The organism is Methylomonas sp. 2BW1-5-20 (genome assembly GCF_052474515.1).
This window is the reverse complement of record NZ_CP184127.1, coordinates 2,393,341-2,405,814: the sequence shown is the minus strand read 5'-3', so window position 1 is coordinate 2,405,814 and position 12,474 is coordinate 2,393,341. Positions and strand designations below refer to the sequence as shown.

Genomic DNA, 12,474 nt, shown 5'->3' with positions numbered 1-12,474 from the left:
CAGCGTCCTTTAGGGGGCAAAATGCACAAATCGAACAATTTCTACAGAGACCTATTCACCGGATTGACTTTTACCACGGGACTGTTTGTGTTTATGTCCGGCGAATTTATTATCTCCACCCTGCTGTTTTGCCTGGCGTCCATCTCCAGCAATCTCGATTTCGGTTCATCGTTCCGCGCTTGACGTCCGGTCCGGCTTCATATTGTTAAATCCTGGTAACGCCGGTTTTTAAGGTGTTGCCGGCGGTAACTCGTTGCCAATTTATAACCGGCTGGGGGTATTGAGAAAATCTCCCCCGTCCTCTCTTGTTCAATGAGGGAATTAACAAAGCCAAGGCTTGCGTATTCTCAAATAGGCATCGCCATATCGGCGTCATTTTATCGATGGTAATTGCCGCCATACTGCTTTCAGTGTGGGGTAATTCTTATGATTCATGTAAGGCTCCTGCTTGTCGGTCGGCGCTAAGCCGTTGATTGACCTCGGCCCCTCCATTCCGGTGGAGGGGCTATTTTTATGCCGAAATTCTGGGCTCGTAACGGCGAGAAATTACAGAGACGAGTTTTTTACTTTTCCTTTACATCGGCTGTGGATATTTTTACGACTTTTTTATCGGTCGTTCTGTACATTGTTTAACAGGCGGTCGCGGCTGATTGCAATCGTAGTTTTTTCAATTTTAACGAGGTAATCCAAATGGATATTGCGTATTTGCTGTTAACGGCGGTGTTCTTTGTGGCGACCGCATTATTGATCGGCGCTTGCGAAGCGCTGAGGGGGTAATCATGAGCTGGATTTATTTACTCAGCGGCGGCTTGACGCTGGCCGTATTTGTTTATTTGGTCGTGGCATTGTTTTATCCGGAGAAATTCTGATGACAGGTCAAGGTTTTTTACAGATTGCCATTTACGTCTTTACGCTGTTGGCTTTAGCCAAACCGCTGGGCACTTATATGGCACGGGTTTATCAAGACGAGTCGGTGGGCTTGAACCGCTGGTTTGGCGGCGTTGAAAGACTGTTTTACCGCCTCAGCGGCGTCGAACCGGAACAGGAAATGCGTTGGTCGCAGTATGCGCTGGCGATGCTGGCGTTCAATTTGTGCGGTTTGCTGGCGGTTTACTGCCTACAACGTTTTCAGGACGTGTTGCCGCTGAATCCGCAAGTCTTAGCGGCAGTGACGCCCGATTCGGCGTTCAATACGGCGGTCAGCTTCGCCACCAACACCAACTGGCAAGGCTATAGCGGCGAAGCGACGATGAGTTATCTGACCCAGATGCTGGGGCTGACCGTGCAAAATTTCGTCTCCGCCGCCAGCGGCATGGCGGTGCTGGTGGCGCTGATTCGCGGCTTTAACCGCCGCAACAGCAACAGCATCGGTAACTTCTGGGTGGACATGACACGTAGCACTTTATACATCTTGCTGCCCTTGTCGTTTTTGCTGGCGATCGTATTGGTCGGGCAGGGCGTGGTGCAGACGTTTAACCCTTATCAGACCGTCAATTTGCAGGAGGCGGTTAGCTATTCGGCACCGAAACTGGATGCCGATGGTAAAGCCGTTGTCGACGCCGAGGGCAAACCGATGACCGAAACCGCGTCCACGCAAACGCAAACCCTGGCGATGGGGCCGGCGGCTTCGCAAGTTGCTATCAAACAATTGGGTACCAACGGCGGCGGTTTTTTTAACGTCAACTCCGCTCATCCGTTCGAGAACCCCACGCCGTTGTCCAATTTCCTGGAAATGTTGGCCATCCTGCTGATCCCGGCAGCCTTGTGTTACACCTTCGGGGTGATGGTCGGCGATACCCGCCAGGGCTGGGTTATCCTCGGTGCAATGACCCTGGTGTTTGTCGCGCTGATCTTCGTGACGGTGCCGGCCGAACAACGTGGAACGCCGGCCCTGACTTTGCTGGGTGTCGATCAAACCGCCACCAGCCAACAGGCCGGCGGCAATATGGAAGGCAAGGAAACCCGTTTCGGCATCGTCAACTCCGGCCTGTGGGCGGTGGCGACGACTGCGGCATCCAACGGCTCGGTCAACGCCATGCATGATTCTTTTACGCCTATCGGCGGCATGGTGCCGATGTGGCTGATGCAATTGGGCGAAGTGATTTTTGGCGGCGTCGGTTCCGGCCTGTACGGCATGATTGTGTTTGCCATCGTCGCGGTGTTCATCGCCGGCCTGATGATAGGCCGCACTCCGGAATATTTAGGCAAAAAGATCGAAGCCTATGAGATGAAAATGGCCGCCATCATTATCCTGATTCCGCCGTTGATGGTATTGGGCGGTACGGCGCTGTCGGTGATGTTGGATGTCGGCAAAGCTTCGATCTTCAACCCCGGCGCTCACGGTTTCAGCGAAGTGTTGTACGCCTATTCCTCGGCCGGTAACAACAACGGCAGCGCCTTCGGCGGTTTGTCGGCCAACGTGCCGTTCTATAACTTCATGCTCGGTCTGGCGATGCTGTTTTCCCGCTACTGGCTGATGATTCCGGTGTTGGCGATCGCCGGTTCGCTGGCGGCTAAAAAGACCGTGCCGGTCGGCCCCGGCACCCTGCCGACCCATACTCCGTTGTTTGCCGTTTTATTGATCATCACCGTGCTGATGGTCGGCGCGCTGACCTTCGTCCCGGCCTTGGCCTTGGGGCCTATCGTCGAGCATTTGCAAATGATCGGTCATCAATAATTTCAGGACAGGTAACCCTATGACTAGCAAACCCGTTTCAACGTCCTTACTGGACCCGCAAATTCTGCAACAAGCCTTGTTCGACGCTTTTGCCAAACTGACGCCGCAACAACAATGGAAAAACCCGGTGATGTTCGTGGTCTACCTCGGCAGCTTGTTGACCACCGTGTTGTGGTTGCAAGCGCTGAACGGCGAAAGCGAAGAATCCGCGGGTTTTATACTGAGCATCACTCTGTGGCTGTGGTTTACCGTGCTGTTCGCCAACTTCGCCGAAGCGGTGGCGGAAGGCCGCAGCAAAGCCCAAGCCGCGTTTTTGCGTAGCGCCAAACGCGACATCGCCGCCAAAAAGCTCGACGAACCCAAATACGGCAGCAACTACAGTAAAGTCGAAGGCTCCAGTCTGCGTAAAGGCGATGTGGTGCTGATCGAAGCCGGCGATTTCGTGCCTGGCGACGGCGACGTCATCGAAGGCGTGGCATCGGTGGACGAAAGCGCGATCACCGGCGAAAGCGCGCCGGTGATCCGCGAATCCGGCGGGGACTTCAGCTCCGTCACCGGCGGCACCAGGGTGCTGTCCGACTGGCTGGTGGTGCGTATCAGCACCAATCCCGGCGAAACCTTTCTGGACCGCATGATAGGCATGGTGGAAAGCGCCAAACGGCAAAAAACCCCCAACGAGATTGCGTTGACCATTTTGTTGGTGGCGTTGACGCTGGTGTTCCTGATGGCGACCGTGACCTTGCTGCCATTCTCGCTGTACAGCGTGCAGACCGCGGGCGCCGGCAACCCGATCAGCGTCACCGTGTTGGTGGCTTTGCTGGTGTGCCTGATTCCTACCACTATCGGCGGTTTGCTGTCCGCCATTGGCGTGGCCGGCATCGGCCGGATGATGCAAAAAAACGTGATTGCCACCTCCGGCCGGGCCGTGGAAGCGGCCGGCGACGTCGATGTGCTGCTGTTGGACAAAACCGGTACGATCACCCTGGGTAACCGCCAGGCCTCCGGTTTCTTTCCGGTCAAAGGCGTGACGGATCGCGAACTGGCCGATGCCGCGCAACTGGCATCCTTGGCGGACGAAACCCCCGAAGGCCGTAGCGTCGTGATATTGGCGAAGCAAAAATACAATATCCGCGAACGCGATATCCATTCCCTGGGCGCCACTTTCGTGCATTTCAGCGCCCAGACCCGGATGAGCGGCGTCAACCTGGAAGGCCGGCAAATCCGCAAGGGCGCGGCCGACTCGATTCGGCAACATATCGAAGAACAAGGCGGTAAGGTGCCGCAAGAGCTTAAGAAAATGGTCGACGATGTCGCACGCCGGGGCAGCACGCCGCTGGTGGTATCGGATGGCGCTAAAGCGCTGGGCGTTATCGAACTGAAGGACATCGTCAAGGGCGGCATCAAGGAACGTTTTATCGAGCTGCGGCAGATGGGCATTAAAACCATCATGATCACCGGCGACAACCGCCTGACCGCCGCCGCGATTGCCGCCGAAGCCGGCGTCGACGACTTCCTGGCCGAAGCTACTCCGGAAGCCAAGCTGAATCTGATTCGTCAACATCAAACCGACGGCCGCTTGGTGGCGATGACCGGCGACGGCACCAACGACGCCCCGGCCCTAGCGCAAGCCGACGTCGCGGTGGCGATGAACAGCGGCACCCAGGCCGCCAAGGAAGCCGGCAACATGGTCGATCTGGATTCCAACCCGACCAAGCTGATCGAAATCGTCGAAACCGGCAAGCAAATGCTGATGACGCGTGGGGCGCTGACCACGTTTAGTATCGCCAACGACGTCGCCAAATATTTCGCGATCATCCCGGCGGCCTTTGCCACTACCTATCCGGCCTTGAACGTGCTGAACGTGATGGGTTTGGCGACGCCGGCCAGCGCGATTCTGTCGGCGGTAATCTTTAACGCCCTGATCATCATCGCGCTGATCCCGTTGGCTTTAAAAGGCATCAGCTATAAACCGGTCGGTGCGGAAAAACTGCTGCAAAACAATTTGCTGGTCTACGGCGTCGGCGGTCTGATCGTGCCGTTTATCGGCATCAAGGCGATTGATTTAATTCTGGTTGCGATGAACCTGGTGTAAGGAGAGAACATGTCTACCTATTTAAAACCCGCAGCGATGATGCTGTTTCTGCTGACCCTGGTGACCGGCGCCGCTTATCCGGCGCTGGTGACGGTGCTGGCTCAAGCCTTGTTCAGCGACCAAGCCAATGGCAGCCTGATCAAAAACCAGCAAGGCCAGCCGATCGGTTCGGAACTGATCGGCCAAACTTTCGGCGAGCCGAAATATTTCTGGAGCCGGCCCTCGGCCACGGGTCCCTATGGATATAACGCCGCCGCTTCCAGCGGCTCCAACCTGGGGCCGACCAATCCGGCCTTGACCGACGCGGTCGCCGCCAGGATACAAGCGCTGAAAGACGCCGATCACGGCAACAACTCGCCGGTGCCGGTGGATCTGGTCACCGCGTCCGGGAGCGGCCTGGATCCGCATATCAGCGTTGCCGCTGCCGAATACCAGATCAAACGTATAGCCAAGGTACGTAAAATTAACGAAGCCACGCTGCATGAACTGGTGGATGCGCATACCGAAGGCCGGCAATGGCTGCTGTTCGGCGAACCCAGGGTCAACGTGTTGAAGTTGAATCTGGCTTTGGATCAAACCGGCCGCTAGTGGCGGCCGAGGGGAAACAGCGATGAACACTTTCGGGCCACCTAAACCGTTAACAAAAGCGCATCAAGCCATCGCTGCGCTAAAGCGATGCTCGGTCGATCATCGGTTAAGCAAATTTGGACGTGGAATTTACAATATGCGGAAGCTGCTAATGAACCTTGGATGGGGCTTACTATTGCTGCCGGCGTTGCTGCAAACGGCTCATGCCGAAGTTAACTATACCGACCGCTACGCCTTGCCGCCCAGTAAGGTCAACCTCGAAACTTGCCAACGCGAGGCGCTACGCCTGCATCCGGGTTTTATCGACGAGTTACGCATATTGCCGCAGCCGAAAACCTTCTGGATTCGTTACCAAATTCATATGCGAGGCGGCTTGGAATGGTCCGTCGTTTGCGATCTAAGCGACGGACGAATCGCGCGCGATCAAGCGCTGGATTCGAACTAAGGGATCGTGGTTGCGCCTGATTTTGAAAGTTTTGGGTCGGCCAATAGCTGACTGCAGTATTTCGACGATCAGTGACCGCACGCGAATGGATAGCTGTCTTAAAGTAGCTTCATTGCGCAAAACTTTCCCAACTAACTCGTGCTTTTCAATTTTATTGCGCCGGATTTGCTGGCCTATTCAAAACTGCCAGTTTCCCGTCTCTCCAACTCTAGCTCCCATCGCTCTTCGGATGAAATTGCATCTGACAGTCGCTTTTTTTCTGCTGAAATCAAATTCGAAAGCTCGGGATCGTCAATGGGATTGAATTGATCAATTAGGGAAAACCTCTGCCGCATAATTGCAGCGCGAGAGCCGGACCAATGACTAGGAGAAAAACGTCGTACTAGAATTTCGAGAATTTTGTGTTTGTCGGGCGCTATTTCTAATAGGGAAATTGCATCCGCAGAAATAGAAAGAACATTCTCGTTGTTCGGATCGTTAGTATTTTGCCGTTCAAATAGCTTGCAACCTTCAGCGACGAATTTACATCTTTCAACTGGGGAAGCCTTACACCATTCGATAATCGCATCTATCGGCACATCAGCCAAAGCTGCTTCGTCATTCCTACTCGTCTGCAAAATAAGAAAACGCTGCATCGAACTGACCTCATCATTGCAATAGACCCCATCTAGCGCATCAATTGGATTTTCCTTGAAAAACGGCCTAAGCAGGTCTCCGCAGCGCATCATAAATTTGAAATCATCTTGCGCAAACAAACGTTTTATAGAAAGTTTCGTGATTTTGTAAGGGTCATTTCCTGATAGCGCAAACTCGATGACGTTCTCAAGATGGTATTCAAAATTGTGGTTTTTAAAACTCAATCGCGCCCAATCTATTTCAGCCACAAAACCCGAGACATAGGCTTGCAATTCCTGTCGATAGTTCGCGTCTTTGTCAGTAGCGCAATGAATCACCATATAAATTATGTCGATCACCGCCTCCATTCCGTTGTCCGGCCTAGACTTCAGCAGATTCAGCAGCGCAGCAAGTTGTTCTACTGAAAGTGCGTCCGTTCTGGGCCCTAAACTAAGCTGAATGTAGCGCCAACTGGGTGCCAGTCCTATTTCCAGCGACTTGATTAGCCTGCCATACGCAACGTCATCGACAGGCACCGAAAGTTGCAGCATGGGAAAATAGGCAGCCCAAATCGGATCGCCGATAGCCGAGTCCATAAAAATTCCGACTTCTTGGGGTTTTACCGAATGCCATCCTACTAACAAGCCGTGCACAAAATTTAGGTCGAATGCCCGGTTAGGATTACTATTGATAATTCCACAAATTTGAGTAATGAGAGCGCCGACCGCGGAATGATCCTTACCTACGCCAATACCAAAACAATACGGTTTGGTTGTGTGTCCTGAGTGAAATAGAAAAGGATGTAAGTCGGATAGCACTGTTTCATCTGTGGCTGCGGCTTTTCCAAGCGCTTCGGCTTCTCTTGAGATCTTCTCATACCAGTCAAACCCAGAGTTTTTATCAGGCTCATCCTCATATTCGCCGTCCAGTTCAACACTATAGTCGCCGCGCCGCAATATTTTCGCCTGAATTTCCCCCCACAGATCGCACGGAGCTAATTGTTTTTCGAGCATTTTCAATTGCTCCAGGGATTCCCCGTTTATCGCCTCTTTTTCCCACCTCAGCGCGTTGCGGATACCTATCCATCCGTCAGGCCAGCCATCTACAGCCGCCAGTTCTCGAGCAACTTCGATTAATCTTTCATTCAGCCATTCGTCCCCCCAAAGGCCGCGAATGGCTCTACCCAATATGCCTCTGGCGTCCAACCCAACCGGGGTGTCGGATTTTCCAATCTGTGCGGCAAGTTGGACGAAAGCGCCATACCAGTTTCGAAAATCATCAAGTGTTCTTGGATACCATCCATAGCTCCGTTTACGTGCGCCAAAATCGAAGCTGAAACTGGACGAGCAGTGGTATGCCTCAAGTCCTGCCTCCAACAAACTAATTGCCAACTTTAACTTCGCATCGTCGTTCGACAAAACTAACGCATTTACAAATTCAGTTCGCTGTTTTGGCGAAGCTAGTGTTCCAGAGAAATGCGAATAAAATAACGATTTTAGGATCTTACGTCCTGAATTAGAGCTTCCTTCCTCGGGTTCGGCCAAAGCAAATTTCAATAAAGTGGAAGCTGCCTTTTCGAATAAATCAGCCTCGTATGCAAGGGATCGAAGCAATAGGGTAAATTCCGCGCGCTTCTCATTGGAATGCGATATGAGTTCTTCGTTCTCGGTTGCCCGAAGCAGGGTATCAAGAGCGGCAGATTCGTTAACCGGCGCAATGTTTTCCAGCATTTGCCATTCGAGTTCGTTGAGCCTAGTCGCATCCCCTAATAAGCCTCTAAGTTTTAACCACTCGCTAACTATAGCGGCGGCTACTTTTGATTCGTGCAAGTAACCCAACCGACGGGAAAATGACCGCGCTACGCGCGCAGACGCTTCGGAAACAAATTTTTTTATCAAAAATTGTGGTGAAAAATCCTCCAAACATCGCATCGCTAGACGATTTGCAATGGCATGAGGCAATACCGCGCGCCATTTACCGCGTGCCTGAATCAAACCTCGTCGTTTTAACTCTGCAACATTCCTCAAAAATGCCAATATTGAAACGTCGCCGACAGCGGCGAGTATGGCCAACTCAGAAGTTTCCGAATCGTCTTCAGCGTCGAACGAATAAACCAGGCTTGCAGCCTTTGCGCATCTAAGAAGTTCGTCGCTTTCGGATTGCTTCTGAATAAATAAGCGCCTGAAAAGTTCGTCATCCCTGAGTTGAGCCAACTGTCCTTTCATCGAAGAGGTTGACGCGAGGGCAAATGCGACCCTCGCGTTACCCGCGGAAAACTCGACAATCTTATGCACGTCCAAGTCGGACAGCATTTGGTAGTGACGCTTAAGTAATTTTGCGATCACTTCATCAGACGATCCTTCCAGCCGGTAGCATGCTGTGCCGGTTGGCAAATCTTCTCTGATGTCGTATTCAACAGTTACCAAGCGTATCTTGCTCTCTGGACGCTGGACGATTTCGGTGAGTTTTGCATGTGCGTTCTGTCCGCAGTTGTCGATTATTACCACGCAACTCGATTCATCTTGAATCAATGCTTCGAGCATTGCGGTTGGCTGAGGGTTTGGATCGTCCGATAAATCGGTATAGAGAACGTTCTCTCGATCTAGCGCGCTTGATGCTTCTATACGGATGTCAAACAAAGCTTGAACGAGCCGCGTTTTTCCAACTCCCGAGAGTCCGACTATTCGCGCTGAGGTGCGCGGTGTTGCCAGTTCCGCGCGAAGGCGTTTGAGAGCGTCGATTACGGAAATCGCTTCATCCGTATTTGGAACGAATACCTTAATCTTATCGTCAAGCAGATACTCATCATCAATAGAAATCTCTTGATAGGCCCAAGGTCCATAAGGTTTCCAGCCTTGGATAGGCCTACGCAAAACGTCCCGTAACCAGACCAAAACACCAGGATGACTTCCGGCCCAGTCGGCAATCCGTCGGCTATCATAAAAGTCGAGTTCAAGGTGTTCATTTAGTCCGTGTTCCTCCAGACACTTCGACATGGCTTGTTTACGACTGATTAGAAACGAGTCGGAACAATTGTCTATGGTCGACACGATGATATACGCGCCGGAATTCTTGCTCAGCTCCACGATTGCCGGACGTAATTTGCCTTTTGGAGCCATTTCACCGGGAATTTTTGAAGGTTCAAACTTTTCGGCTTTGACCTGATAAGCAGTTACACCCTGGGGGATATAGCCAGATAATGCGGATGATGGTGGAATATCGACTCTAACATCAACTCCGCCGTCTTTCGCTCGTTGATCGCCCCCCCATGTGACTGGAGCTGTTCCAATACCTAAGGCCTGAAGTTCGGCTTTACAAAGGCGAGCAATCAATTCACGAGCTTGCTCATCATTCAGGTTTTGAATATCTGAGGCTGTGACTTCAAAAAAAGGGTGCATAACTGTGAGTAAAATATTATCAAGGTTTTAGCGTGATCTGCATGGTCAGTATAAGGTTTAAACCAGACGTTTAAATTAAAAACACGAACTTCAGCTTGGAGTCGGTTTTGCCCGGTCAATTCCGACTGATCAGCTTTTGCCGATTTCCAAATGTCGGCCTGGTAACATTTCAATGCGGATTCCGGCAGTTGACTAAGCGCAACTGCCACCATTCAAACATCGACGTGCCAACGGGGGCTTATTTGTTACAAACGCAACATATAAGCTCAGCCGTTCTTGTAAACTTATCAATCGTTTATAAGTTGGTGCAAAATTTGAATTAAGCAGTTATACAAAAAATCAATGCGGTGTTTGCTTGCTTATCATTTTACGGTGCTTATGTCCGAAATCATCCAGTTCCCCGTTTCCAACAAACAACAAAAATCAGATCTTGATGCGTTTATCGATGAAGCACTAAAGGCCATCCCGAGGGCGGACAGAGAGAAGCTCAGGTTTGAGTTACTCAAAACGATAGACAGCTACGGCGGTTTTTTTTCGGAATGGTCCTTGAATCTACCAGACGATAGTGACGAAACGCTGAGAAAACAAATCTACGATATTGCGCATCAGGAACATGATCGAAAGATACAAATGTTGAAAGACATTATGCGGTTAAAGATCAAAGTGTTGGTTGCGGAATACCGGCAACGAAGGTAACGCGGTTTGTACTGAGCGATCCGGCTCCGTGTCCGCTGGATTCGGCGGGGCGCGGATTAACAACGCCAAAGACCATTGTTGCAAGACCTTGCCATGGTCGTTCTTTGGTCCAAATATTCAATAAAGGAGTGTCACATGAATCAACTTGCTGATGTAAATAGTGTTGCGGAGCTTGAAGTCGATGTTAATCAGCTGATCGTGGCTTTCGCCAGTTCGGACGGGGATATTGTCAATCAGCATTTCGGTTCGTCTTCGGGGTTTCATGTATACGGTATCGATGGTAGTACCGCTACGCCATTGGCGGTTAAGTCGTTTGCTAAAGAACAACGCGACGGCAACGACGACAAACTAAAACCCAAGCTTGCCTGGTTAGCCGGCAGCGATATGGTTTATTGCGGTTCCGTCGGCGGTACGGCGACCAATGAGTTGATCAAATTGGGCGTGCATCCTGTCATCGTTAAAGGCGGCCCCGACATCGAAGAAATCATTACCGAGTTACAACAAGAAATCGCCGGGACTATGTCGCCGCTGCTGGAACGCATTTTTAAACAAAAAGCCGGTAAAGATCAGAGCCGTTTTGCCGAGATGGCCGACGAAGGATGGGATGAATGAGGCTGTCCGTCAATTTTGCCTAAATGCAATTTAAGGCAGCTTTGCCGGGCTTTTGAGCGGATCGGGCTTGTGCGTGGCAAGCCCAACGTTCATTCATTATCGCCGGCCAGTGCTGTGTCCACTGCTCGCAAAATATAGTCGTTGTTACGAATATCCTGTGCGAGCGCTACGATCTCTTCATAGGCGTAGTTCTGCAAATTGAAACTCATCTTGTCGATGTGTTTGTCGTCAATAAAAATATCGAGTACCAACAGCACGGCGTTGTCGTGCTGATGCGCGTCATCAAGCACCTTAACGCTGGACACGATTCTCATATATTCGTCAATGGTATTGATATATCGCAACGACGATAACTGCTCGATTTGGGTGGGGGTGAATGCGGTTTTATTGGTCATCATGATGTGAAATAAAGGCTAGCGCAGTTGTTGGCTAAACAAAGTTCATGCCAGATTTATTTTTCTAACTTAGTAGGTGGTCGAACTCTTTCGTTACCTGGCTCCCGATTTTCAAAATAGCCAGTCCTATAGCTAACTCGCGTGCCGTGGTGCGTTCTGCTTGTGGGGGGAGGAATTCGATCTGAGTGCGCCGTTTTATTGGTGTGCAATTTGCTTGATCATTAAAACTTCGTGTTGAACGGGCTAATTTTGTAGTGTTTACCTCAATCCTTCCCACATTTGTTGCAAGCTATCGGACGAGAACCGACCGGCGCAGTACCTGCGTCAGCGCTTGGCCCGGTGGGCATTGCAACGGCGAAGTCGAGGAAGCAATATATGGCTGACAGGGTTGTGGTCGATGAAGAATGGGTGATCTGGAATGGCGCGCTCGGCCTCGTCACCACGGTGACGATTCAGCGGGTCGAAGTCGGCACCTGCGGTAGAGACGCCTGGCTGGATGAACCCTTCGACATGGTGGGTCCTTTTAGTTTCGACGAGCTAAAGACGCATGGCCGCATCGCCTTCGCCGCCTGTATCGTCATGTCGCGCCAAAGATGGCAAGACGAGCAGGTGGAACTGCGGCGGGAGTCCTTGAAAATTCGTCGTGCTGCGGAACAAGAATTAAACGAGAAGTTTGAGCGCCTTTACGGCGGCCACGGCCGGCATCAAGTCAACCGCAAGCCACACGACGAGCGGCAACATCGCGAGACCCTAAAGCTGCCAATCGACGGGGCGCTGGAGTCAGCCCAGATCAAGGCTGCTTTTCGGCGGCTCGCCCAAAAGGCCCATCCCGATGCCGGAGGCAGCAACGAGCAGTTCATTCGCATCACGGAAGCGCGCAACGCCTTGCTTGCGTATATTTCGTGAGTGCTGCGAGCGAACGGAGTTTTAGCTTGTTGGTATTATCGAATTTGACG

General features: G+C 51.6%; 11 protein-coding genes. 9 read left to right on the top strand and 2 right to left on the bottom strand.

The genetic code is table 11. The features are described from left to right. Window positions 1–21: 21 nt before the first annotated feature. From ACH50O_RS10880 to ACH50O_RS10855, 6 genes are all read left to right on the top strand, one after another. Window positions 22–183, top strand: coding sequence for a hypothetical protein (locus ACH50O_RS10880; protein WP_446812031.1), 162 nt, complete (start codon window positions 22–24; stop codon window positions 181–183). A 596-nt stretch (window positions 184–779) separates the two neighbouring features. After that, window positions 780–869 carry a potassium-transporting ATPase subunit F gene (locus tag ACH50O_RS10875; RefSeq protein WP_064025021.1) on the top strand — a complete coding sequence of 30 codons (90 nt, stop codon included), beginning with the start codon at window positions 780–782 and terminating at the stop codon, window positions 867–869. Then, window positions 869–2,677 carry a potassium-transporting ATPase subunit KdpA gene (gene kdpA, locus ACH50O_RS10870; protein ID WP_446812030.1) on the top strand — a complete coding sequence of 603 codons (1,809 nt, stop codon included), beginning with the start codon at window positions 869–871 and terminating at the stop codon, window positions 2,675–2,677. Before ACH50O_RS10875 ends, kdpA begins: the two co-directional genes overlap by 1 nt. A gap of 19 nt (window positions 2,678–2,696) precedes the next feature. Further along, complete coding sequence (kdpB, locus tag ACH50O_RS10865) at window positions 2,697–4,769, top strand: potassium-transporting ATPase subunit KdpB (protein WP_446812029.1); 2,073 nt, start codon at window positions 2,697–2,699, stop codon at window positions 4,767–4,769. Window positions 4,770–4,778: 9 nt separating this feature from the next. Next, window positions 4,779–5,357 carry a potassium-transporting ATPase subunit KdpC gene (gene kdpC, locus ACH50O_RS10860; protein ID WP_446812028.1) on the top strand — a complete coding sequence of 193 codons (579 nt, stop codon included), beginning with the start codon at window positions 4,779–4,781 and terminating at the stop codon, window positions 5,355–5,357. A gap of 151 nt (window positions 5,358–5,508) precedes the next feature. Then, entirely contained in the window at window positions 5,509–5,802 is a 294-nt protein-coding gene (locus ACH50O_RS10855; protein ID WP_446812027.1) for a hypothetical protein, read from the top strand. Window positions 5,803–5,975: 173 nt separating this feature from the next. On the opposite strand, the gene ACH50O_RS10850 is transcribed toward ACH50O_RS10855, so the two are convergent. Then, the gene (locus tag ACH50O_RS10850) at window positions 5,976–9,815 is read right to left on the bottom strand and encodes a hypothetical protein (protein WP_446812026.1); all 3,840 of its coding nucleotides are present in this window, start codon (window positions 9,813–9,815) and stop codon (window positions 5,976–5,978) included. Window positions 9,816–10,193: 378 nt separating this feature from the next. Here ACH50O_RS10850 and ACH50O_RS10845 point away from each other — a divergent pair, with 378 nt between their 5' ends. Both ACH50O_RS10845 and ACH50O_RS10840 read left to right on the top strand, forming a co-directional pair. Continuing rightward, on the top strand, window positions 10,194–10,511 hold the full coding sequence (locus ACH50O_RS10845) for a hypothetical protein (protein WP_446812025.1): 318 nt from the start codon (window positions 10,194–10,196) through the stop codon (window positions 10,509–10,511). A gap of 135 nt (window positions 10,512–10,646) precedes the next feature. Beyond that, window positions 10,647–11,123 carry a NifB/NifX family molybdenum-iron cluster-binding protein gene (locus tag ACH50O_RS10840; protein WP_446812024.1) on the top strand — a complete coding sequence of 159 codons (477 nt, stop codon included), beginning with the start codon at window positions 10,647–10,649 and terminating at the stop codon, window positions 11,121–11,123. A gap of 89 nt (window positions 11,124–11,212) precedes the next feature. Here the strand turns inward: ACH50O_RS10840 and ACH50O_RS10835 are convergent, their stop codons facing one another. Next, the gene (locus ACH50O_RS10835) at window positions 11,213–11,521 is read right to left on the bottom strand and encodes a hypothetical protein (protein WP_446812023.1); all 309 of its coding nucleotides are present in this window, start codon (window positions 11,519–11,521) and stop codon (window positions 11,213–11,215) included. A 372-nt stretch (window positions 11,522–11,893) separates the two neighbouring features. On the opposite strand from ACH50O_RS10835, the gene ACH50O_RS10830 reads away from it, so the two are divergent. Beyond that, window positions 11,894–12,424 (top strand): J domain-containing protein, encoded by a 531-nt coding sequence (locus tag ACH50O_RS10830; RefSeq protein ID WP_446812022.1) that lies wholly within the window; start codon window positions 11,894–11,896, stop codon window positions 12,422–12,424. The last annotated feature ends 50 nt before the right edge of the window (window positions 12,425–12,474 follow it).